Below are 24,603 nucleotides of genomic sequence, written 5' to 3'. Positions count from 1 at the left end.
TATTGTGTTACTGTTCACCAATGTTACAATATGTAACGTCTAAGTAATTAGGAGGAAATGTATGAAAAATAATCGAAATAGGTTAATTAATAATAGCCTGTTTTACATCTTGCTCTTTGTTGTTTTGGTTCTTGCAGCGAGTTGGTTTGCTGGTGGTCAATCCTCAGACCAATCAAAAACGTTAAGCCAAGACCAATTCATCACACAATTGAAGCAAGGCAAAGTGAAGAGTTTCAAACTAGAGCCAATTGGTGGAGCTTATCAAGTAACTGGTGAATACAAGAAAGCTCAAAAGGCCGAAACTACACGTTCAGTGTCATTATTCAGCCGTAATCAATCTACGACTTCTAGTGAAGTAACTTCATTTAGTTCAACTGTTTTGCCTAACAATGACACGTTAAAGAGAATTAACAATGCCGCGATGGCAAAGGGAGTTAAGACGACTGCTGCTCCTAAGTCGCAATCGGGACAATGGATATCATTGATCTTGACGGTTATTGTTCCGTTTGCATTATTCTTCTTTATAATCTTCGCAATGATGGGCCGTGGAGGCCAAGGTGGTGGCGCAAACCGTGTCATGAACTTTGGTAAATCTAAGGTTAAACCAGAAGATCCAAAGAAAAATAAAGTTAGATTTTCTGATGTTGCCGGTGCTGAAGAAGAAAAACAAGAACTTGTTGAAGTTGTTGAATTTCTAAAAGATCCAAGAAAATTTGTCTCTCTGGGTGCCAGAATACCATCTGGTGTTCTTTTAGAGGGTCCTCCCGGGACTGGTAAAACTTTACTAGCTAAGGCTGTTGCTGGTGAAGCTAAGGTTCCTTTCTATTCAATCTCTGGTTCAGATTTCGTTGAAATGTTCGTTGGTGTCGGTGCATCACGTGTACGTGATTTGTTCGAAAACGCCAAAAAAGATGCTCCATCAATCATCTTTATTGATGAAATTGATGCCGTCGGTCGTCAACGTGGTTCTGGTACCGGTGGTGGTAATGATGAACGTGAACAAACTCTTAACCAATTATTGATTGAGATGGATGGATTTACTGGTAATGAGGGTGTCATCGTTATGGCTGCTACTAACCGTTCTGATGTCCTTGATCCAGCCTTACTACGTCCAGGTCGTTTCGATAGAAAGATTCTTGTCGGTCGTCCTGATGTTAAGGGTCGTGAAGCTATTCTTAAGGTTCACGCAAAGAACAAGCCATTTACAGATGATGTTGATTTGAAAGCAATTGCTCAACAAACTCCAGGATTTGCTGGTGCTGATCTAGAAAACTTACTAAACGAAGCTGCACTTGTTGCTGCAAGACGTGGTAAGCAAAAGATTGATCCAACTGATCTTGATGAAGCTGAAGATCGTGTTATTGCTGGTCCAGCTAAGAGAAATCATGTTGTTCCTGAACAAGAGCGTCACACAGTGGCTTACCATGAAGCAGGACATGCTTTGATTGGTTTAGTATTGAGTGATTCTCGAGTTGTTAGAAAGGTTACTATTGTTCCTCGTGGACGTGCTGGCGGTTATGCTATCATGCTTCCTAAGGACGATCAAAACCTTGCTACTAAGAAGGAATTAAACGAACAAATTACTGGGTTACTTGGTGGACGTACAGCCGAAGAAATTATTGTCGGCCAACCTTCATCGGGTGCTTCAAATGACTTTGAACAAGCAACTCAAATTGCTCGTACAATGGTTACTGAATATGGTATGACAGATAGATTGGGTACTGTTCAACTTGAAAAGAACGGTCAACCATTTAGCGGTGGTAATTATCGTCAATTGCCTTCATATTCAGAAGATACTGCTAAGGCTATTGATCAAGAGGTTAAGCGTATTATTGATGAAGATCATGAACGTGCTCGAGAAATTCTTGAAACACATCGTGAACAACATAAGATTATTGCTGAAGCCTTGTTGAAGTACGAAACACTTGATGAAAAGGAAATCTTGAGCTTGTATAACACAGGTAAGATGCCTGCCAATGATGCTAACCAAGAATTCCCAAGTGAAAGTGCTGCAACCTTTGAACAAGCTAAGAAGGCTGCTGAAGCCAAAGATGCTGCTAAACAAAAATCAGAAGAATCAAGTAAGGAAAGTTCATCAACATCAACTAATGATGGTCTTGATGAAACTACATATCCTTCAGAAGATGCTGATAAGAAACCAGCAGAAGATAACAATTCTGCTGATGAATCAGCTAAGAATGATTCTGATAGTTCAGACAGTGATTCAAAGGACAATAGTAATAACAATAATAATGATAATTAAACAGAAAAAGCGACTCGTTAGAGTCGCTTTTTTGAACGGAGGAATAAATATATGACGGATACTTTAACTAAAGCAATCTCAAAGGATGGTAAGTTTAGAGCTTATGTTGTGAATGCAACAGAAACAATTCAGGAAGCTCAAAAACGACATGATACTTGGAGAAATTCTAGTGCAGCACTGGGTAGAACTATGATTGGTTCAGTACTAATCGCCACTTCGACATTAAAGGAAGATGAAATATTAACTACTCGTATTCAAGGTGATGGACCAGTTGGTGCAATTATTGTTGATGCCGATGCCAAAGGAAATACTAAAGGATATATTTCTAATCCCCATGTAAGTTTGAAGGCTCGTGAAGATGGTCATATCGATGTTAAAGCTGCTGTTGGTACAAAAGGTACTTTGAGCGTAACAAAGGACTTACATTTGAAGACACCATTCACAGGTTCAGTACCATTGGTTTCCGGTGAAATTGGAATGGATTTTGCCTATTATATGGCTGAATCAGAACAAATTCCTTCAGCTATCGGAGTTTCAGTATTTGTAAATCCTAATGAAACTGTTGGTGCTGCTGGTGGTTTCTTAGTTCAAACATTGCCAGGAGCTACTGATGAAGATATTGCTAAGATTGAAAATAACTTAAAGGTTATTCCTAATTTATCTACTTTATTGAATGAAGGATTGAGCAATAAAGAAGTTATGGAAAAAATTATGAATGGAATTGATATGAAGTATCTTGAAGATATGTCAGTTCAATTTAAGTGTGATTGTTCTAAAGAAAGATTTTCTAAATCTTTAGCAACTTTATCAACGGATAATTTACAATCCATGATTGAAGAAAATCATGGAGCCGAAGCAATCTGCAAGTTTTGTGGCAACAAGTATCAATTCTCAGAAGCTGATTTAAAAGAAATTATTGCTAAAAAGGATTAATGATATTTGCCATATTAATAGAAAATTTGTTATTATTGCAAGTTGTAATTGAAAAAAATCCGAGGTAAAAGTATGGAGTGGAAAATAGGCGATGTGACAATTCCTAATCAGATTGTTGTTGCTCCTATGGCTGGAATAACTAATTCTTCTTTTCGAGTTACCGCCCGAGAGTTTGGCGCAGGATTAGTTGTTTGCGAAATGATCAGTGACCAAGGAATTAAGTATCATAATAATAAAACACTCGGTATGTTGTTCGTTGATCCCAAAGAACATCCCGTTAGTATTCAGATTTTTGGTGGTAGCAAGGAATCATTAGTTCAAGCAGCACGTTATGTTTCGGAAAATACTGGAGCCGATATTATTGATATCAATATGGGCTGTCCAGTAAAAAAAGTAACTAAAATTGGTGCTGGCTCAAGCTGGTTAAGAGATCCTGATGCTTTGTATGAGGCTGTTAAGGCTGTTAGTTCAGCTATTGATAAGCCCTTGACTGTCAAAATGAGAACTGGTTGGGATAACGACCATATTTTAGCCGTCGAGAATGCATTGGCTGCTCAAGAAGCTGGTGCTAGTGCTATTGCCATGCATGGTCGAACTAAGGCTCAAATGTATACAGGACATTCTGATTGGGAACTTTTACACGAAGTAGCGCAACACTTAACGATTCCATTTATGGGTAATGGCGATGTGAAAACACCTCAAGATGCCAAAAAGATGATTGATGAAGTTGGAGCCGATGCAGTAATGGTCGGTCGAGCAGTTTTGGGAAATCTTTGGCGTTTGAATGAAATGAACCATTATTTGGAAACAGGAGAAATTTTACCTGAACCATCAGTTGGAGAAAAAATTAATATAGCTAAACTTCAACTCCAACGTCTGGTAGACTTAAAAGGTGAGCATGTTGGTGTTCCAGAATTTCGTCAACAAGCAGCATATTATCTAAAGGGGATTCCCCATGCAGTACGAACTCGTGCTAAAGTTATGAATGAAAATACAATGCAAGAAGTGTTCGGTACATTAGATCAATTTGTTGAAAGTTACGAAAAACGAGAAGCGAGATCTTCAAAAATTTCGTAGACAGGGGGAAAAATTTTGAGTAACGAAAATAAGAAAAAGCAACCAACTAAAGAAGAAATAAAGAAGACTAGAGTCATGAATGACCAATTGAGGGTCAGACGTGAAAAACTACAAGAACTTTATGATGAAGGAATCGATCCTTTTGGTTCAAGATTCGAAAGAACAGCTCTAGCTCAAGAAATTCATGATAAGTATGGTGATGAGGATAAGGAAGTTCTTGAAGAACAAGACTTACCTTGTGTTATTGCCGGTCGTATGATGTCAAAACGTGGAAAAGGTAAAGTTGGTTTTGCCGATATTCGCGATAGAAGTGGTAAGATTCAAATTTATGTACGTAAAGATACTGTTGGTGAAGAAAACTATCATATCTTCAAACGTGCCGATATTGGTGATCATTTAGGTATTCATGGTGAAATCATGAAAACTGATATGGGTGAATTAACAGTTAAAGCTACTCATATTACAATGCTATCTAAGTCATTACGTCCATTACCTGATAAGTTCCATGGATTAACAAACGTTGAACAAATTTATCGTCAAAGATATTTGGACTTAATTGCCAATCAAGATAGCTTTGATCGTTTCAAGAAGCGTACTAAGATCATCTCAGCTGTGCGTGAATATTTGGACGGAGAAGGTTTCATGTCAGTTGAAACTCCTGTTTTAAATACTCAAGCTGGTGGCGCTAGTGCTAGACCATTTATTACTCATCACAATGCTTTGGATATGCAAATGTATCTTCGTATTGCTTTGGAATTACCATTGAAGAGATTAATTGTTGGTGGTTTTGAACGTGTCTACGAAATTGGTCGTGCTTTCCGTAATGAAGGTTTGGATACACAACATAATCCGGAATATACTTCATTGGAAACATATGCTGCATACTGGGATATGACCGACGTTATGAAAGAAGTCGAAGGAATTTTCAGACATGCCGCGGAAAAAGCTAATGGCACACAAACTGTTACTTACCAAGGTGAAGAAATTGATCTAAGCAAGCCATTTAAGCGTATTAAGATGGTTGATGCTATCAAGGAACAAACAGGTATCGACTTTAGTCAAGATATGGATCTTGAACAAGCTCGTAAGTTAGCTGATGAAAAAGATGTTCACTATGAAGAGTTCTGGGGTGTTGGTCATATCATCGCTGAATTCTTTGAAGAATTTGTTGAAGATACTCTTAAAGAACCTACATTTGTTTATGAATATCCTATCGAAGTTTCACCTTTGGCTAAGAAGAGCAAAGATAATCCTAATTTCACAGATCGTTTTGAAGTTTATATCTTAGGACATGAATACGGTAATGCCTTTACTGAATTAAATGATCCTATTGATCAAAAACAACGTTTTGAAGCACAAGCTAAAGAACGTGAAAATGGTAATGATGAAGCTGAACACATTGATAACGACTATGTTGAAGCTATGGAATATGGTATGCCACCAACTGGTGGACTAGGTATTGGTATTGATAGATTGGTAATGTTATTGACAGATGCACCATCAATTCGTGATGTTATCTTGTTCCCAACAATGAGACCTGAAGACAATACAAATAATGAAGAATAAATTTAAAAAAGCTGGCCCTGATTTTAAGGGCTAGCTTTTTTTGTTTCTGTTCACTGCCGGTTCCGGGGTGAAAGAAAATTTTGGCTGGAACGTAGTGGGCACGAATTTGAACCAATTGAAAGTCGCAATTGTTTCAAATTTCGGCCTTCTACTAACCTCACTACGTGAGCTAAGTAGAATTTCACTACTGAGCCAAATTTTCTTTCACCCCTCCACCTAGAGCTATTTATATTGCGTTAATTCAAGTTGTATATTATTTTGCTTACTTAAATAGAATATAAACTAGTGTATCGAGTATTAGGCTTTCTTATTGTGAATACTTAATGTGATGGAGACGTAATAATTGTTGAGGCATATAGAAATAAACGTTGTAACTGAACATTAAAAAGAATTTGGAAAAACTAGGTGGAGAGACAAAAGAAAATTTGGCTCAGCCACGAAGTTCTTCTTAGTGGGGAACCCACTTAGAAGAAGGCCAGTATTTGAGATAATTGTGTACTTCAATTAGCTCAAATCTGTGCCCGTAGCGTTCCAGCCAAAATTTTCTTTTGTCTCGGAACCGGCAGTGAACCACTATAAAATCATCCTTCAAAAAAATTAAATTAAGTTCAAAATTTTCGTTGACAACTTTTATGAGCAAAAGGTATACTAATATAGTTGTTTCAAACGAGAAACACTATGGAGGATTAGCTCAGCTGGGAGAGCATCTGCCTTACAAGCAGGAGGTCACAGGTTCGATCCCTGTATCCTCCATTAAGCAAAATGCTTAGTGGATTTATTAAGTTTTTTGCGGGTGTGGCGGAATTGGCAGACGCGCTAGATTTAGGTTCTAGTGTCCTTTGGACATGAAGGTTCAAGTCCTTTCACCCGTATTAATAATTAACCTTGCAAAAAGGTTAGTTATTAGGTATTATGTTAATTGTTGTTGACATAATGCCGACTTAGCTCAGTTGGCAGAGCACCTGTCTTGTAAACAGGGGGTCGGAGGTTCGAATCCTCTAGTCGGCATCGTCATAATGCGGAAGTAGTTCAGTGGTAGAACATCACCTTGCCATGGTGGGGGTCGCGGGTTCGAATCCCGTCTTCCGCTTTAGAGAAGTATCACAATTGAAAAAAGGGTAATTAATTCTAATAAGAATTGATTACCTTTTTTCGTTCTCTAAGAATTATTTTTAGTAAATATAGAAATGTTCAGATTGGCAATCTGAATTAAGCGTATAAGTTGTGCGAATGTGTTAGGATTCTAGTGGAAGCAATTAATAAACGTATAAAGATATGTAAGAATATTTATAGTGGAAAAATTGCTAAAAAGATAAATTAATTGCTTTTTTTTAAAACACAATTATACTTTCTAAACAGACACTTAAAAAGTAGAGGTAACATTTATGGACAAAGTATTTACCGAAAGCGCCAAGAATGCACTTGTTTTAGCCCAAGAACAAGCTAAAACATTTCATCATAATGCTGTTGGAACTGAGCACATTCTACTTGGTCTAACAATGGAGAACGATGGTATTGCCGGTATTACTTTGAGAGATCTAGCTGTAAGTGATCGAGATGTTGAAGAGGAGATTGAACATCTTACAGGTTATGGGGATGTCTCATCTAATACTGCTAAAGGAATTTATTTACCATATTCCCCTAAAGGACAATTAATTTTAAGCGATGCGGAAGAAACTTCTAACTTATATAAGGCTAACCGTATCGGTACAGAACATATTTTATTGGCCATTCTTGATGACGCTGATAATTTAGCAAATCGAATTTTAGTTAATTTAGGACTCAGCTTGGCTAAAACTAAGTCATTACTTTTGAGTAAGATGGGTATGTCAAATAAGGCTTCTCGTCGTGGCTTTGCATCTGGTCTAGCTAATAAACAAAAGAAACAACAATCACAATCAAATGGTGGAACACCAACTCTTGATTCTTTGGCTCGAGATTTAACTAAGATGGCTCGTGACAATCAAATTGACCCCGTTATCGGACGTAAAGATGAAGTTGAAAGAACTATTCAAATTTTAAGTCGTAGAACAAAGAATAATCCTGTTCTAGTAGGTGAACCAGGTGTTGGTAAAACTGCTATTGCTGAAGGACTAGCTATTGCTATCGTTAAAAAAGAAGTTCCTATCGATATGCAAAACAAACGTATCATGATGCTTGATATGGGCTCATTGGTAGCCGGAACTAAGTATCGTGGTGAATTTGAAGATCGTCTAAAGAAAATTATTGAAGAAATTTATCAAGATAAGCATGTTATTTTATTTATTGATGAATTGCATACTTTGATTGGTGCTGGTGGTGCTGAGGGTGCTATTGATGCTTCAAATATTTTGAAACCAGCTTTGGCTCGTGGCGAACTTCAATTGATTGGTGCCACAACTTCTAATGAATATCAAAAGTACATTGAAAAGGACACAGCACTTGAACGTCGTTTTGCTAAAGTTCATGTTGAAGAACCAACTGCTGTTGATTCAGTTAAAATTTTGGAAGGCTTACGTCCAAGATATGAACAACACCATGGTTTGACAATCTCTGATGAGGCTGTTGAAGCTGCTGTGCGTTTCTCAACACGTTACCTAACAAATCGTTTCTTACCTGATAAGGCAATTGATTTGATGGATGAGGCTTCAGCTAAGGTTAGAATCCACAATGTTTCTAAGAATAACAAGGTTGAAGAATTAACTGATCAATCAATGAAACTTTTGAATGATAAGAATAATGCTATTCTTGATCAAGATTTTGAAAAAGCCGCTAAGATTCGTCAAGAAGAACAAGATATTCAAGAAAAAATCAGTAAGCTTAAAGAAAAGAAGACTGAAAGCAATAAAAAGCCAGTTGTTACAGCCGACGATATTGCTGAAGTAATTGCTCAATGGACTGGTGTACCTGTTAAACAGATCACTAGAAAAGAAAGTGAGAAGCTACTTAATCTTGAAAAAGAACTACATAAACGAGTTATTGGACAAGATAATGCTATCGGTGCTGTTTCACGTGCTATCCGTCGTGCTAGAAGTGGTATGAAAGATCCTAATCGTCCTATCGGCTCATTTATGTTCTTAGGACCTACTGGTGTGGGTAAAACTGAATTGGCTAAATCAATTGCTGAGGTTATGTTTGGCTCTGAAGATAATTTGATTCGTGTAGATATGTCTGAATACATGGAACAATATAGTACTTCCAAGCTAATTGGATCAGCTCCTGGTTATGTAGGATTTGATGAAGGTGGACAATTGACAGAAAAGGTTAGAAATGAACCTTATTCAGTTGTTTTGCTTGATGAAGTTGAAAAAGCTCATCCAGATGTCTTTAACATTTTGCTACAAGTCTTAGATGATGGTATTTTGACTGATGCCAAAGGTCGTAAGGTTGATTTTAGAAATACTATTATTATCATGACTTCTAACTTAGGTGCTAGATCATTAGAGGACAATCGTGAGGTTGGTTTCGGTGCTAAGGATGTTCACAACGATTATAAAGAAATGCAGGATCGAATTGATGCTGAATTAAAGAAGTTCTTCCGTCCAGAATTCTTAAATCGTGTTGATGAAACTATCGTTTTCAAGGCTCTAACTAAGGATCAATTGAAGGCTATTGCTAAGATCATGAGCAATAACTTGAGAAAACGTTTGGCAGAAAGAGAAATTAAATTGGTTATTTCTCCAACAGCTTATAATGATTTGGTTAAAGATGGCTATAATCCTGAGTACGGTGCTCGTCCAATGAGAAGAACTATTCAAAGAGAAATTGAAGATCCAGTTAGTGAACAACTCTTAATGGGTAAGGTTAAAGCTGGAGATTCAATTAAAGTTGGTTCTAAGAAGGGCAAGTTAACTATTACAGTTGATAAACCTGAAGCAAGAAAAACAACACTAGCTCATTAAAATTAGGCTCTTGACTATTGACAAGAAGAGTGTTTAAGAGTATTATCTCTTTTGAGATTCAAAGTTCAAATTGCAAGCCGCGATCTATTGTCCGTGGTTATGCTAAATAAAAAAACACAAAAATAGATTTTGATTCTATTTTTGGTTTTTTTTTGCCTTAAAACAGGTTAAAAAACCGTTTTCATGCAAAATGTAATCAAATTGTAATATTTGGTGGCTCAATTTGAACAAATTAAATGTTGAGGTGAAAAATTTGACTTATCATAACGTTAATTATGGTGCACACCGTGTTCGTCGTAGTTATGCGAAGATCAAGGAAGTACTTCCATTGCCAAATTTGATTGACATCCAAACTAATTCTTATAAGTGGTTCTTAGATGAAGGACTTAAAGATATGTTTGACGATATTATGCCAATCGATGACTTTGCTGGTAACCTTTCTTTGGAATACGTCGGCTACAAGTTGCTAGAACCAAAATATACTGTTGATGAAGCAAGACAACATGATGCTAATTACTCAGCACCATTACATGTAACTCTAAAATTGACTAACCATGAAACTGGTGAAATCAAGACTCAAGATGTTTTCTTTGGTGATTTCCCACTCATGACTGATGAAGGAAATTTCATCATCAACGGTGCTGAACGTGTTATTGTTTCCCAATTAGTACGTTCTCCTGGTATTTATTACAACCAAGATACAGATAAAAATGGCCGTGTAAATTACGGTACAACTGTTATCCCTAATCGTGGTGCTTGGTTGGAATATGAAACAGATGCTAAGGGTCTAGGCTACGTAAGAATTGATAGAACTAGAAAATTACCTATTTCTGAACTTGTTAGAGCACTTGGTTTTGGCGAAGATTCAGAAGTACTTGATATTTTTGGTGATAACGATACTTTGAACCTTACTCTTGAAAAAGATGTTCATAAAGATACAAGTGATTCACGTGTTGAAGAAGCCTTGAAAGATATTTATGAAAGACTCCGTCCCGGTGAACCAAAGACAGCAGATAGTTCTCGTTCATTGCTATATGCTAGATTCTTTGACCCACGTCGTTATGATCTAGCTCCTGTTGGTCGTTACAAGATCAATAAGAAGTTAAACATCAAGACAAGACTTTTGAACAAGACTTTGGCAGAAACATTAGCTGATCCAGATACTGGTGAAGTTGTGCTTGCTAAAGACACTCTTCTTGACCGTGATGCAATGAACAAACTTGCTCCTTATCTTGAAAGAGATGACTTCAAGACTGTTACATTACAACCATCAGATGAAGGTGTCCTAACAGACCCAATCACTGTTCAAATTATTAAAGTATATTCAGAAACTGACAACGAAAAAGTTGTTAATATGATCGGTAATGGTCATATTCCAGAAGAAAATCGTACAATTACACCTGCTGACATTTTGGCTGGTATCAACTACTTCTTGAACTTAAAAGAAGGTATTGGTAACACTGATGATATTGATCACTTGGGTAATCGTCGTATTCGTTCAGTCGGTGAATTGCTACAAAACCAATTCCGTATTGGTTTGTCACGTATGGAACGTGTTGTACGTGAAAGAATGTCAATTCAAGATTCATCAACTGTTACACCTCAACAATTGATCAATATCAGACCTGTTGTTGCTTCAATTAAGGAATTCTTTGGTTCATCACAATTGTCACAATTCATGGATCAAACTAACCCTCTAGGTGAACTAGAACACAAACGTCGTCTATCAGCTCTTGGACCTGGTGGTTTGACTCGTGATCGTGCCGGATATGAAGTTCGTGATGTTCACTATACTCACTACGGTCGTATGTGTCCTATTGAAACTCCGGAAGGTCCTAATATCGGACTTATTAATAACTTGGCTTCATATGCCATTATCAATAAGTATGGTTTCATCGAAACACCATATCGTCGTGTTTCATGGGATACTCACAAAGTAACTGATAAGATCGATTACTTAACTGCTGACGAAGAAGATAACTATGTTGTTGCCCAAGCTAATACACCATTGAACGATGATGGTTCATTTGCTGACAATACCATCTTGGCTCGTCACAAAGATGATAATATCGAAACAACTCCAGAAAAAGTCGATTACATGGACGTTTCTCCTAAGCAAGTAGTTTCTGTAGCTACTGCATGTATTCCTTTCTTGGAAAATGATGATTCTAACCGTGCCCTAATGGGTGCTAATATGCAACGTCAGGCTGTTCCTTTGATCAACCCACATGCTCCACTTGTTGGTACTGGTATGGAATACATTGCTGCGCATGATTCAGGTGCTGCCTTATTATCTGAACACGCCGGTGTTGTTGAATATGTTGATGCTAAGAAGATCACTATCAAACGTGATGAAGATGGCACAACTGATGATTACAAAGTAACTAAGTTCCGTCGTTCAAATAATGGTAAGAGTTACAACCAAAGACCTATTGTTCACAAGGATGAAAAGGTTAAGAAGGGTGACATCATTGCCGATGGTCCTGCCATGGAAAATGGTGAGTTGGCTCTTGGTCAAAACCCACTTATTGCCTTTATGACATGGAACATGTACAACTATGAAGATGCGATTGTACTTTCAGAAAAATTAGTGCGTGAAGATGCTTATACTTCAATTCATATTGAAGAGTACGAATCAGAAGCACGTGATACAAAACTTGGACCTGAAGAAATCACTCGTGAAATTCCTAATGTTGGTGAAGATTCATTGAAGGATCTTGACGAATTCGGAATTATCCGTGTTGGTGCTGAAGTTCGTGATGGCGATATCTTAGTTGGTAAAGTTACACCTAAGGGTGTTACAGAATTATCAGCCGAAGAAAGATTGCTACATGCTATCTTTGGTGAAAAGGCTCGTGAAGTTCGTGATACTTCACTTCGTGTACCACATGGTGGTGGCGGAATTATCCAAGACGTTAAGGTCTTCACTCGTGAAGCCGGAGACGAACTTGATCCTGGTGTAAACATGTTAGTTCGTGTTTACATTGCTCAAAAGCGTAAGATTCAAGTTGGTGATAAGATGTCTGGTCGTCATGGTAACAAGGGTACTGTTTCAATCGTTGTACCTGAAGAAGATATGCCATACATGCCAGATGGTACTCCAGTAGATATCCTATTGAACCCAATGGGTGTTCCATCACGTATGAATATTGGACAAGTTCTTGATCTTCATTTAGGTATGGCTGCTAGAAAACTTGGTATTCATGTTTCAACACCTGTTTTCGATGGTGTACAAAATGATGAACTTTGGGACATTGTTAAGGAAGCCGATATGGATTCAGACGGTAAGTCAATTCTTTATGATGGACGTACTGGTGAACCATTCAAGAACCGTGTTGCTGTTGGTGTTATGTACTACTTGAAACTAGCTCACATGGTTGATGATAAACTTCATGCTCGTTCAATCGGACCATACTCACTTGTTACTCAACAACCACTTGGTGGTAAAGCACAATTTGGTGGTCAGAGATTTGGTGAAATGGAAGTTTGGGCCCTTGAAGCTTATGGTGCCGCATACACACTACAAGAAATCTTGACATACAAGTCAGATGATATTGTCGGACGTGTTAAGACATATGAGGCTATCGTTAAGGGTGAAAGTATTCCTAAACCTGGTGTTCCTGAATCATTCCGTGTTCTTGTTAAGGAACTACAAGCTCTAGGACTAGACATGAAAGTTCTAGACTCACATAAGAAAGAAATTGAACTTAGAGATATGGATGACGACGATGATACTGTAAGTATTGACGCTCTATCTAAGTTTGCTAAACAACAAGAACAAAAACGTGCTGAAGAAGAAGCTAAGAAGCTTGAAGAAGCAAAAGATTCAGCCGAATCAACTAGTACAAAATCAGAAAACTAGTCAAAACTTTAGGGAGGTTACCTTTTGATAGACGTTAATAAATTCGAAAGTATGCAAATTGGTTTAGCATCTCCGGATAAGATTCGTAGTTGGTCTTATGGGGAAGTTAAAAAGCCAGAAACTATCAACTACCGTACTTTGAAACCAGAAAAAGATGGTCTATTCGATGAAAGAATTTTCGGACCAACTAAAGACTGGGAATGTGCCTGTGGTAAGTACAAACGTATCCGTTATAAGGGTATTGTCTGTGACCGCTGTGGTGTTGAAGTTACTCGTTCAAAAGTTCGTCGTGAACGTATGGCTCATATCGAACTAGCAGCCCCTGTATCACATATCTGGTACTTTAAGGGAATTCCATCACGTATGGGACTTGTTTTGGACATGAGTCCAAGAAACTTGGAAGAAGTTATCTACTTTGCATCATATGTAGTTATCGACCCAGGTGACACAGATCTAGAAAAGAAACAATTATTAACTGAAACAGAATACCGTAAGAAACGTGAAGAATTTGGTAACAAGTTCGTTGCTAAGATGGGTGCCGAAGGTGTCCGTGATTTACTTAGCCAAGTTGATATGGATAGTGAAGTTAAAGAATTACGTGAAACACTAAAGACTGCTCAAGGTCAAAAACGTACTCGTGCGATCAGACGTTTGGACATCTTAAGTGCTTTCCAAAAATCAGGTAACAAACCTGAATGGATGATCATGGAAGCTATTCCCGTTATCCCACCTGATCTACGTCCAATGGTTCAACTTGAAGGTGGCCGTTTCGCCACTTCTGATTTGAACGATTTGTATCGTCGTGTTATCAACAGAAACAACCGTCTAAAGAGATTGTTGGATCTACATGCTCCTAATATCATTGTTCAAAATGAAAAGAGAATGTTGCAAGAAGCTGTTGATGCTTTGATTGATAATGGTCGTCGTGGCCGTCCTGTTACAGGACCTGGTAACCGTCCATTGAAGTCACTTTCACATATGCTTAAAGGTAAGCAAGGACGTTTCCGTCAAAACTTACTTGGTAAACGTGTTGACTACTCAGGACGTTCAGTTATCGATGTTGGACCTACATTGAAGTTCTATCAATGTGGATTGCCTCGTGAAATGGCTTTGGAATTGTTCAAACCATTCGTTATGCATGAACTTGTTAAGAGAGAAATTGCTTCTAACGTTAAAAATGCTAGAAGAAAGATCGACAGACAAGATGATGACATCTGGGATGTACTAGAAGACGTTATCAAAGAACGTCCAGTATTACTTAACCGTGCCCCTACACTTCACAGACTTGGTATTCAAGCCTTTGAACCTGTATTGGTTGATGGTAAGTCAATCCGTTTGCATCCACTTGCTTGTGAAGCTTATAATGCCGATTTTGATGGTGATCAGATGGCTATCCATGTGCCACTATCAGACGAAGCCCAAGCCGAAGCACGTATGTTGATGCTTGCTGCTCACCATATCCTTGCTCCTAAAGATGGTAAGCCTATCGTTACTCCTTCACAGGATGTTGTTTTAGGTAACTACTATCTAACAATTGAAACAAGACATATGACTGGTGAAGGTAAGATCTTCAAGGATTCAAACGAAGTTCAAACAGCTCTCTTGAACGGTGACGTTCATTACCATACAAGAATTGGTATTGCTGTTGATTCAATGCCTAACAAGCCATTCAAGGATGACCAAAGAAGTAAAGTTATGATTACTTCCGTTGGTAAGGTAATCTTCAACGAAATTCTTCCAGAAGATTTCCCATACTTGAATGAACCAACTGATGATAATTTGATGCATGGTGTTCCTGATAAATACTTCCTTGGCAAAGGTGAAGATATTAACCAACGCCTTGATGAAATGGACCTTGTTGATCCATTGAAGAGTAGTTATCTATCAGATATCATTGCTCAAATCTTCAAGATCTATCGTGTTCAAAGAACATCATCACTTCTTGATGATATGAAGGAATTAGGTTACACAATTTGTACACTTTCTGGTTTGACAGTTGGTGTTACAGATGTTCCTAACTTAACTCAAAAACCTGAGATCATCGAAAAAGCCCACAAACAAGTTGCTTCAATTTCTAAGCAATTCCGTCGTGGACTTATCACCGACAATGAACGACATGATCGTGTTATTAGTGTTTGGAACGATACAAAGGATGAAATTCAACAATTGTTGATCGATTCATTTGATCCTACAAACCCTATCTCAATGATGTCTGATTCCGGTGCCCGTGGTAACATCTCAAACTTTACTCAGCTAGCAGGTATGCGTGGACTTATGGCCGCTCCTAATGGTGGTATGATGGAAATCCCTGTTATTTCTAACTTCCGTGAAGGACTATCTGTCATGGAAATGTTCATGTCAACCCATGGTGCTCGTAAAGGTATGACCGATACAGCCTTGAAGACAGCTAACTCAGGTTACTTAACTCGTCGTCTAGTTGATGTTGCTCAAGATGTTATCGTACGTGAAGAAGATTGTGGTACTGACCGTGGACTTGTTGTAAGTTCAATCATGGAAGGTACAGATATGATCGAACCATTGTATGACAGACTTGTTGGTCGTTATACACAAAAGACAATTAAAGATCCTAAGACTGGCGAAGTTATCGTACCTCGTGGTGTCTTGATGGATGAAACTATTGCTCAAAAAGTCGTTGATGCTGGTGTTACACACGTTACAATTCGTTCAGCATTCACATGTGATACAAAACATGGTGTATGTAAGAAATGTTACGGTCGTAACCTTGCAACTGGTGAAGAAGTTGAAATTGGTGAAGCAGTTGGTACTGTTGCTGCTCAATCAATCGGTGAACCAGGTACTCAATTGACTATGCGTAACTTCCATACCGGTGGTGTTGCCGGTGGTGACGATATTACTCAAGGACTTCCTCGTGTTCAAGAAATTGTTGAAGCTAGAAATCCTAAAGGTCTTGCCGTTATTTCAGAAGTTGATGGTACTGTTACAGCCATTGACGAAAACCCAGCAGAACATACTAAGGAAATTACTGTTGAAGGTGACATTGATACTAGAACTTATAGTGTTCCTTATACATCAAGTGTTGCGGTTGCCGAAGGCGATCACGTTAAACGTGGTGGTAAGTTAACACAAGGTTCAATCGATCCTAAGGAATTAATCAAAGTTACAAACGTTCTACATACAGAAAACTACTTGCTTGCAGAAGTTCAAAAAGTTTACCGTATGCAGGGTGTTGATATTTCTGATAAGCATTTCGAAGTTATGGTTAGACAAATGCTTAGAAAGATCCGTATTCTTGATCCTGGTGACACTGATGTATTGCCTGGTCAATTGATGGATATTTCTCAATTTACTGACCATAACCGTGAGACATTGTTCAATGGTGGTATTCCTGCTACTGGACGTCCTGTTCTTCTTGGTATTACTAAGGCTTCTCTTGAAACAAACAGTTTCTTGTCAGCCGCTTCATTCCAGGAAACAACAAGAGTTCTTACAGATGCTTCTATCAGAGGTAAGAATGATCCACTTCTTGGTCTTAAGGAAAATGTTATTATTGGTAAACTTATCCCTGCCGGTACTGGTATGGCTAAGTACAACCATATGGAACCTAAGAAAGTCGGTCCTATGGCAGACAATTCTTTGAATGGTGCCTATACAATTTCTGACATCGAAGCTCAAATGAAAGCTGAAGATGCTGCTAAAGAAGAAAAGCACTAATAAATGATTAAAAATAAATCCCAGTATAGAGACCATCAAGGATGGTTGCTATACTGGGATTTTTTATGTGGGAAAGATTGTGTCCAGGTTCTGGCCTAATGACAAAAGTGGTTATATCTCAAGTTCTTTTTTTGTATAATGTGAATGAAAAATAATTTGGGGGTTAAGATTTTGCAAAAACAAGAATTAACTTATCAAGATATCAAGTTTAACTTAGATACTTACTGGCTAGATCCTATTTCTGATTATGAAACTCCAGTTGATCATCCATTGGCGATTATTTGTCCTGGTGGAGCTTTTAAATTTTTGACAGATCGTGAAGCTCAACCAATTGCTTTTAAATTTAATGCTGTAGGAATGCATGCTTTAGTATTGGATTATCAATTAATTGATGATAATCACAGTGTTTATCCATTGGCTTTGCAAGAATTAGCGACAACTTTGAATTGGCTCAAAACACAAACTGATCATCATATTGATTTGAGTAAAGTTGTATTGGTTGGCTTTTCTGCTGGTAGCCATGTAGTAGCAAACTTTAATTCAATTATGTTAGATCCTGAGCAACGGGAGAAAATTTATTCTGAAGATTTGAGTGTTGAACCAGCCTTAAATATCTTATGCTATCCGGTAATAGATATGACCATTGGTTGGCCTAAAGATGAGGACTGGGCTATGAAAGCTGCGCCAGATATCTATTATTGGCAAGCCCAAGAGCATTTGACAAAACATGGGAAACCAACCTTTATTTGGCAGACAGTAACTGATAAAACAGTGCCGGTAATGAATTCGATTCTCTATGCACAAAAGATGGATATGCTAAAAATTCCTTATGAAATGCATTTGTTTGGCTCAGGTGATCATGGATTATCTTTGGGTACATATGTAACTCAAGCACCTGGAAATGAGGCTAACCTAAACGAGTACGACGTCAAGTGGTGGGAACTATGTGTTAATTGGCTTAAATTGCAAAATATTTTACCTAAACTATAAAGTGAGAGATCAGATAGATTATTCCAGTCGCAATTGTGATGTAGGGAATAAATCTAAATGATCTTTTTTTATTGATCAAAAAGATTCCAATACAGAATAAACAGGCAAGTAAGAGTACTTTGAGAAAAATGGAAAGACCCAGAAGAAAACCAATAATGGCTAATACTTCAATATCTCCTAATCCCAATAGGTAAAAGTAATTTAGTAAGCGTAAAAGAAGATAAATACTAATGCCAACCAGTAGATGAAGCGACGAATGATTCAAAAAAATCGTCGGAAGAGCGATTAAATAAAAAATGGGATAAATATAGCCATAATAGTAGTCGGAAAAGCTAAGAATTATCAACATCATAAAAAAGGGTAAGTAATTTAAATCTTGCCAATATAACAATGTGACAAGGAACGTACCGCCAATAAATTCCCAAAATGGATATAAAAAACTAAGTTGATTTTTACACGTGGAGCATCTACCATGAACTATGAAATAACCTATTATAGGTATAATTTCGAACCATCGTAAAATCCTACCGCAGTAGTCACAATGAGACCGTCTGGTTAAGCTGATCTGTGGGTAATCATATGCAATTACTTTTAGAAAGGAGATAATGCAAGCTCCCAGTATGAAAAATAATAAATATAAGAAGTATCTCAATTTAATCACCTCAATAGAAATTACGAGGAATTGTGGATAACTTTTTAGAAGTTGCATTGACATGGCTTTTTTTAGATGGTATTCTAGTAGACGTGCTTTTATTGGCAGCAATATTAGTTTGTTTATTAAATATAAAGCTCATAACGTACGCCACTCACGTGGTTTATTATTTTACCCAATTATGAACCACCTGGATGTGTGTACTTAAATTTTTAGGAGGAACTTTGAATGCCTACAATTAATCAATTAGTTCGCAAAGGCCGTAAGTCACAAACTTCTAAGTCCGATGCACCTGCATTGAACTACGGCTACAATAGTATGAAGAAAGTTGCCACAAAGAATCCAGCTCCACAAAAACGTGGTGTTGCAACTCGTGTCGGAACAATGACACCTAAGAAACCTAACTCTGCCCTACGTAAGTATGCCCGTGTTAGATTATCAAACCTTATTGAAGTAACAGCATATATCCCTGGTATTGGTCACAACTTGCAAGAGCATAGTGTTGTTCTTGTCCGTGGTGGACGTGTAAAGGATCTACCTGGTGTTCGTTATCACGTTGTTCGTGGTGCCTTAGATACAGCCGGTGTTGATGGACGTATGCAAAGTCGTTCAAAATATGGTGCTAAGAAGCCTAAGAAATAACAATTAATCATTTTAATGAAATAATGTAATAACGGAGGAATTTTTTATGCGTAAAGGTAGAGCTCCAAAACGTGATGTTTTGCCAGATCCAATGTACAACTCAAAGCTAGTAACTCGTTTGATTAACCACTTAATGTATGATGGTAAAAGAGGTACAGCTTCAACAATTCTATATCGTGCATTCGATATTATTAAAGATAAGACAGGTAACGAACCATTGGACGTGTTTGAAGAAGCAATGAACAATGTTATGCCTGTACTTGAAGTTAAGGCTCGCCGTATCGGTGGTTCTAACTATCAAATTCCTATCGAAGTTCGTCCAGATCGTCGTACAACTCTTGGACTTCGTTGGATCACAAGTTATGCTCGTCTACGTGGTGAACACACAATGGACGAACGTCTAGCTAATGAAATTATGGACGCAGCTAACAATACTGGTGCTGCTGTTAAGAAACGTGAAGATACACATAAGATGGCCGATGCTAACCGTGCATTCGCTCACTATCGCTGGTAGGATCTAGTTACTTAAACTAGTTAATTTGAGAGGAGAAACAATATTTCATGGCTAATAAACGTGAATTTCCACTAGAAGATACCCGTAATATTGGTATCATGGCCCACATTGATGCTGGTAAAACTACAACTACTGAACGTATCTTGTACTATACTGGTAAAATCCATAAAATCGGTGAAACACATGATGGTGCTTCACAAATGGACTGGATGGCTCAAGAACAAGAACGTGGTATTACTATCACATCAGCTGCTACAACTGCTGAATGGAAGAACAACCGTATCAATATCATTGATACTCCTGGACACGTTGACTTCACAATTGAAGTTGAACGTTCACTCCGTGTTCTAGATGGTGCTATTACAGTTCTTGATGCTCAATCTGGTGTTGAACCACAAACTGAAAATGTTTGGCGTCAAGCTTCAACATATGGTGTTCCACGTATTGTCTTTGTTAACAAGATGGATAAAATCGGTGCTGACTTTGACTATTCTGTAGATACACTTCATGAAAGACTAGATGCTAATGCCCATGCTATCCAAATGCCTATCGGTGCTGAAGATAAGTTTGAAGGTGTTATCGATCTAATCGAAATGAAAGCTGATCTTTATGATGAAGATGAGCTAGGTACAAAGTGGGATACAGTTGATGTTCCCGAAGAGTATGTTGAAACAGCTAAGAAGAAGCGTTCTGAATTAATCGAAGCCGTTGCTGATGTTGATGATGATATCATGGACAAGTACCTTGAAGGTGAAGAAATCAGTAACGATGAGATTCGTGCAGCTATTCGTAAGGCTACTATCAATTTGAAATTCTTCCCAGTTCTTGCTGGTTCTGCTTTCAAGAACAAGGGTGTTCAAATGTTGATGGATGCGGTTGTTGATTACCTACCATCACCACTTGATGTACGTCCTTATAAAGCTACTGATCCAAAGGATGATTCAGAAGTTGAACTTATGGCTGATGACAGCAAACCATTTGCTGGTCTAGCATTTAAGATTGCTACTGATCCATTCGTTGGTCGTCTAACATACATTCGTGTATATAGAGGTTCTCTAGAATCTGGTTCTTATGTCTTGAACTCAACAAAAGACAAACGTGAACGTGTTGGTCGTTTGCTACAAATGCATTCTAACCACCGTAAGGAAATCCCAGAAGTATTCTCAGGTGATATCGCTGCTGTTATCGGTTTGAAGAATACTACAACTGGTGATTCTCTAACTGATCCTTCAGATCCATTGATCCTTGAATCATTGGATATTCCAGATCCAGTTATCCAAGTTTCTATCGAACCTAACTCTAAGGAAGATAGAGATAAGATGGATATTGCTATCCAAAAACTATCTGAAGAAGATCCTACATTCCAAGCTGAAACAAATCCTGAAACTGGTGAAACTCTTATCGCCGGAATGGGTGAATTGCATTTGGATATCATGGTTGACCGTATGAAACGTGAATTTAACGTTGCATGTAAGGTTGGTGAACCTCAAGTTGCTTACCGTGAAACATTTACACAACAAACAAGTGCTCAAGGTAAGTTCGTTCGTCAATCTGGTGGTAAAGGTCAATATGGTGATGTTTGGGTTGAATTTACACCTAATGAAGAGGGTAAAGGCTTCGAATTCGAAGACGCTATCGTCGGTGGTGTTGTTCCTCGTGAATACATCCCTTCAGTTGAACAAGGTTTGAAGGAAGCTATGGAAAACGGTGTTCTTGCCGGTTATCCATTAATCGATGTTAAGGCTAAGTTGTATGATGGTTCATATCACGAAGTCGATTCATCAGAAGCTGCCTTTAAGATTGCCGCTTCAATGTCACTACGTAACGCTTCTAAGACTGCTGGTGCCGTAATTCTTGAACCTATTATGAAGGTTGAAATTGTTACACCAGAAGATTACTTAGGTGATGTTATGGGACAAGTTACTGCTCGTCGTGGACGTGTTGAAGGTATGGAAGCACGTGGTAACGCACAACTTATCAATGCTTTCGTTCCACTAGCAGAAATGTTTGGTTACGCTACAACACTTCGTTCAGCAACTCAAGGTCGTGGTACATTTACTATGACAATGGATCACTACGAGAAGGTTCCTAAGTCAATTCAAGCTGAAATCATCAAGAAAAATGGTGGTAAGGCTGAAGAAGACTAATCTTTAGTTGATAATTAATAAAGAGAAGATCAATTTGATCTTCTCTTTTTTTGTGCGACAAAAAATGGATTGTATATCTTTTTATCTCAAAATGTATATTTAAAAATGTATAATAGCAAGCAAAGGGGTGATTCCATGCGATTCAATCAACTTAAAGCGAATCCTAACGCAATTGTCAGAAAGAAACTTTATAAGAAGGGTAAGGTTTGGGTAGTTGCATCAATGCTGGGTTTTGCAGGCATAATGATGTTAAGCACAATGCCTGTAAAAGCTACAACCGTAAATAACACACAGCAAGAAGCTATTCAACAAGATCCTGATAGCGAATCAACCAAAAATAATGGTAGTCAGACTAACGATAATAGCAATTTAACCGCTGTAACTAAATCACTAATGGTGTCGTCTAATTTAGGTGATGTAGAGGTTTCCGTAAATGGTCAAGAAGGTACGACTGTTAATGTACCAGTTCCAACAAAAACTGGTTACACTGTGACAAGTAGTCCTACCGTTGCGGTTGAAATAAATGAGGATGGTTCTGTCAGTACTAGTGATGTGATTACTTATACTGCAGATAATACTAATACGAATAATGTACAAGCTGCTGATGTAAATGATGGCGTACAAACACAAGCAGCTGATACAACTCAAAATGATAATGATACTGCCGATTATATGGACGAAGATTCATATGTTTATCAAGGTGATAATGTTAAACAAAATGCTGATGGTACGTATTCGGCTTCAGTAACTTACCAAGGACAGACTTATGATGTTACCGGTAATATTGGTGATACAGTTAGAAAAACTGATAGTTCAGGTAATAGTGTAGTAATTAATATTGAAGCAAATAAACAGGAAAAATTTATCGGTCCAGCGGATGGCAATAAAATTATTTTGGATAGTCCATCTGGTTATGGATATATAGTAAATGATAAATATGGATTGAAATTAAACGTAGGTTTGGCTGGAAATAGTGATTGGACCGTAGATGCTCAAATGACAGATTATAATGGTAATATTTATTACCACACCATTGATATTGATGGATGGATTGAAGCAAATACAGGAGTAACATTTCAGGGTGGCAATCTCAACCCTAATACAGCAATAATAACCCCTGTATTTATTGTTAATGATCCAACCTTAAATAATGGAGAGTATAAATCAGTTACTGGAAATTTGGATAAGAACAGTAGCATTTATACAGGTACCGTCGTGGTTCACTCAGACTATTATGATAAAGATTTTACGTATTCGTATTCTGGAAAAGCTGGTGAAATTGTAAAAGCCACCTTGAGTAGTAATAATGAATCTATGGTTACACCAGATGTGTCTGTAAAGATTGAATCTTATTCTAAGGCTGTGCCGTTAATCGGAGGAAATACTTTATTTTTAGAGAAGAAAGATAATTATATTTACAAGGTTTACAAGTTAAACAATAAAAATATAGATATAACTCTATCTAATCGTGGACTACCAGCGGTTGATGAGGGGCAAACGGGTGGTACTATATGGCAAACTGATTCTTACCGTTATATTAATAATGTACTGTATTATCGTGTCTCAACTAGTGAATGGCTCAAACAAGTTAATGGCGTTGAGTACGACGGGGGAGTTGACATTTCAAATAATACGACCGAGGCCGATTACAAAATAACACCATATGTTGAACCATTAATAGTAGCTGATGTGACAATCGATTCTAATCTGGGTGAAAAATCTGTCAAAGAGATCAGTGGTTTGGCGGGTGATAAAGTAACAGTTAAGGTTCCGGATGTTCCAGGATATACTAAAGATAAGGATTCCGTTACAGCTGTTATTAATGCCGATGGTACGATAACTACTGATGAAACGGTTACTTATAAAAAGGTTTCCTCTGGTAATGGTGGTTCTGGCGAACAATTAGATATTGTTAAAAAGAATCAAAATGTTTCAACCTTTGTTGATAAGGGTGATGTTACTTTATATAAATTATCAGGAACTAATTTTGTTCCAGTGACGAACCGAGCATTAGCGGAGAATACTGATTGGTATTCAGATCAATATGTTAAATTAGGTGATATGACGTATTTCAGAGTAGCAACCAATGAATGGGTTAGAATCTCAAGTGTTTATCGTTATAAGGATTTTAATACGATTGCTAATACTAAAGATCAAATAGCTAGACTATTGAATGATGAAGGTGCATTGGTCACAAATAGAGCACTTGCTCCTAGAACTAGTTGGTTAGTTGATAGAATTGGTTATCTTGGTAGTGATGATAATCCAACCTCTTTTTATAGAGTAGCTACCAATGAATTCTTAAATATTTCTGATACGATTCAATAATAGTAGACTAATAATAAAAATAGGCATCGAACCCTTGATATATAAGAGCTCGATG

13 protein-coding genes and 4 tRNA genes are annotated in these 24,603 nt (G+C 37.6%); 16 read left to right on the top strand and 1 reads right to left on the bottom strand.

What is annotated here, in order from left to right; all coding sequences use genetic code 11:
- Window positions 1-61: 61 nt before the first annotated feature.
- The 12 genes from ftsH (at window position 62) to LAB100_RS04215 (ending at window position 18,265) form a co-directional block, all read left to right on the top strand.
- Window positions 62-2,263: an ATP-dependent zinc metalloprotease FtsH gene (gene ftsH, locus LAB100_RS04270; protein ID WP_119325773.1), complete on the top strand. Its 2,202-nt coding sequence runs from the start codon at window positions 62-64 to the stop codon at window positions 2,261-2,263.
- Window positions 2,264-2,314: 51 nt separating this feature from the next.
- Window positions 2,315-3,196: an Hsp33 family molecular chaperone HslO gene (gene hslO / locus LAB100_RS04265; protein ID WP_119325774.1), complete on the top strand. Its 882-nt coding sequence runs from the start codon at window positions 2,315-2,317 to the stop codon at window positions 3,194-3,196.
- 72 nt (window positions 3,197-3,268) lie between these two features.
- Window positions 3,269-4,273: a tRNA dihydrouridine synthase DusB gene (gene dusB / locus LAB100_RS04260; RefSeq protein WP_119325775.1), complete on the top strand. Its 1,005-nt coding sequence runs from the start codon at window positions 3,269-3,271 to the stop codon at window positions 4,271-4,273.
- Window positions 4,274-4,348: 75 nt separating this feature from the next.
- Window positions 4,349-5,839, top strand: a complete 1,491-nt coding sequence (lysS, locus tag LAB100_RS04255) for a lysine--tRNA ligase (protein ID WP_119325916.1) — start codon at window positions 4,349-4,351, stop codon at window positions 5,837-5,839.
- A gap of 680 nt (window positions 5,840-6,519) precedes the next feature.
- Window positions 6,520-6,592 (top strand) — tRNA-Val (locus LAB100_RS04250).
- A 36-nt stretch (window positions 6,593-6,628) separates the two neighbouring features.
- Window positions 6,629-6,711 (top strand) — tRNA-Leu (locus LAB100_RS04245).
- A 63-nt stretch (window positions 6,712-6,774) separates the two neighbouring features.
- Window positions 6,775-6,847, top strand: a tRNA-Thr gene (locus LAB100_RS04240).
- 10 nt (window positions 6,848-6,857) lie between these two features.
- Window positions 6,858-6,929: transfer RNA gene (locus tag LAB100_RS04235), tRNA-Gly, on the top strand.
- Window positions 6,930-7,224: 295 nt separating this feature from the next.
- A complete protein-coding gene (locus LAB100_RS04230) occupies window positions 7,225-9,720 on the top strand; it encodes an ATP-dependent Clp protease ATP-binding subunit (RefSeq protein ID WP_119325776.1) in 2,496 nt (831 codons plus the stop codon).
- Window positions 9,721-9,964: 244 nt separating this feature from the next.
- Window positions 9,965-13,582, top strand: a complete 3,618-nt coding sequence (gene rpoB, locus LAB100_RS04225) for a DNA-directed RNA polymerase subunit beta (protein ID WP_281273978.1) — start codon at window positions 9,965-9,967, stop codon at window positions 13,580-13,582.
- 24 nt (window positions 13,583-13,606) lie between these two features.
- Window positions 13,607-17,275, top strand: a complete 3,669-nt coding sequence (rpoC, locus tag LAB100_RS04220; protein WP_119325777.1) for a DNA-directed RNA polymerase subunit beta' — start codon at window positions 13,607-13,609, stop codon at window positions 17,273-17,275.
- 171 nt (window positions 17,276-17,446) lie between these two features.
- A complete protein-coding gene (locus LAB100_RS04215) occupies window positions 17,447-18,265 on the top strand; it encodes an alpha/beta hydrolase (protein WP_119325918.1) in 819 nt (272 codons plus the stop codon).
- Here LAB100_RS04215 and LAB100_RS11795 read toward each other — a convergent pair.
- On the bottom strand, window positions 18,255-18,974 hold the full coding sequence (locus LAB100_RS11795) for a prepilin peptidase (protein ID WP_211321941.1): 720 nt from the start codon (window positions 18,972-18,974) through the stop codon (window positions 18,255-18,257). The two genes, LAB100_RS04215 and LAB100_RS11795, sit on opposite strands and share 11 nt — an antisense overlap.
- Before the next feature lie 171 nt (window positions 18,975-19,145).
- On the opposite strand from LAB100_RS11795, the gene rpsL reads away from it, so the two are divergent.
- The 4 genes from rpsL (at window position 19,146) to LAB100_RS04190 (ending at window position 24,548) form a co-directional block, all read left to right on the top strand.
- Entirely contained in the window at window positions 19,146-19,559 is a 414-nt protein-coding gene (rpsL, locus tag LAB100_RS04205; protein WP_010018509.1) for a 30S ribosomal protein S12, read from the top strand.
- A 46-nt stretch (window positions 19,560-19,605) separates the two neighbouring features.
- Complete coding sequence (gene rpsG / locus LAB100_RS04200) at window positions 19,606-20,073, top strand: 30S ribosomal protein S7 (protein WP_010018510.1); 468 nt, start codon at window positions 19,606-19,608, stop codon at window positions 20,071-20,073.
- 47 nt (window positions 20,074-20,120) lie between these two features.
- Window positions 20,121-22,220: an elongation factor G gene (fusA, locus tag LAB100_RS04195; protein ID WP_119325779.1), complete on the top strand. Its 2,100-nt coding sequence runs from the start codon at window positions 20,121-20,123 to the stop codon at window positions 22,218-22,220.
- Between the two features lie 135 nt (window positions 22,221-22,355).
- Complete coding sequence (locus LAB100_RS04190) at window positions 22,356-24,548, top strand: KxYKxGKxW signal peptide domain-containing protein (RefSeq protein ID WP_162894162.1); 2,193 nt, start codon at window positions 22,356-22,358, stop codon at window positions 24,546-24,548.
- Window positions 24,549-24,603: the final 55 nt, after the last annotated feature.

The organism is Companilactobacillus musae (assembly GCF_003967595.1).
Classification (GTDB): domain Bacteria; phylum Bacillota; class Bacilli; order Lactobacillales; family Lactobacillaceae; genus Companilactobacillus; species Companilactobacillus musae.
This window is presented reverse-complemented; position numbering and strand designations above follow the sequence as displayed.

Bases quoted from the DNA above. Each gene is read 5' to 3' on its own strand.
- ftsH (WP_119325773.1), top strand. From the start codon at position 62: ATGAAAAATAATCGAAATAGGTTAATTAATAATAGCCTGTTTTACATC.
- hslO (WP_119325774.1), top strand. From the start codon at position 2,315: ATGACGGATACTTTAACTAAAGCAATCTCAAAGGATGGTAAGTTTAGA.
- dusB (WP_119325775.1), top strand. From the start codon at position 3,269: ATGGAGTGGAAAATAGGCGATGTGACAATTCCTAATCAGATTGTTGTT.
- lysS (WP_119325916.1), top strand. From the start codon at position 4,349: ATGAATGACCAATTGAGGGTCAGACGTGAAAAACTACAAGAACTTTAT.
- LAB100_RS04230 (WP_119325776.1), top strand. From the start codon at position 7,225: ATGGACAAAGTATTTACCGAAAGCGCCAAGAATGCACTTGTTTTAGCC.
- LAB100_RS11795 (WP_211321941.1), bottom strand. From the start codon at position 18,974: ATGCAACTTCTAAAAAGTTATCCACAATTCCTCGTAATTTCTATTGAG.
- rpsL (WP_010018509.1), top strand. From the start codon at position 19,146: ATGCCTACAATTAATCAATTAGTTCGCAAAGGCCGTAAGTCACAAACT.
- rpsG (WP_010018510.1), top strand. From the start codon at position 19,606: ATGCGTAAAGGTAGAGCTCCAAAACGTGATGTTTTGCCAGATCCAATG.
- fusA (WP_119325779.1), top strand. From the start codon at position 20,121: ATGGCTAATAAACGTGAATTTCCACTAGAAGATACCCGTAATATTGGT.
- LAB100_RS04190 (WP_162894162.1), top strand. From the start codon at position 22,356: ATGCGATTCAATCAACTTAAAGCGAATCCTAACGCAATTGTCAGAAAG.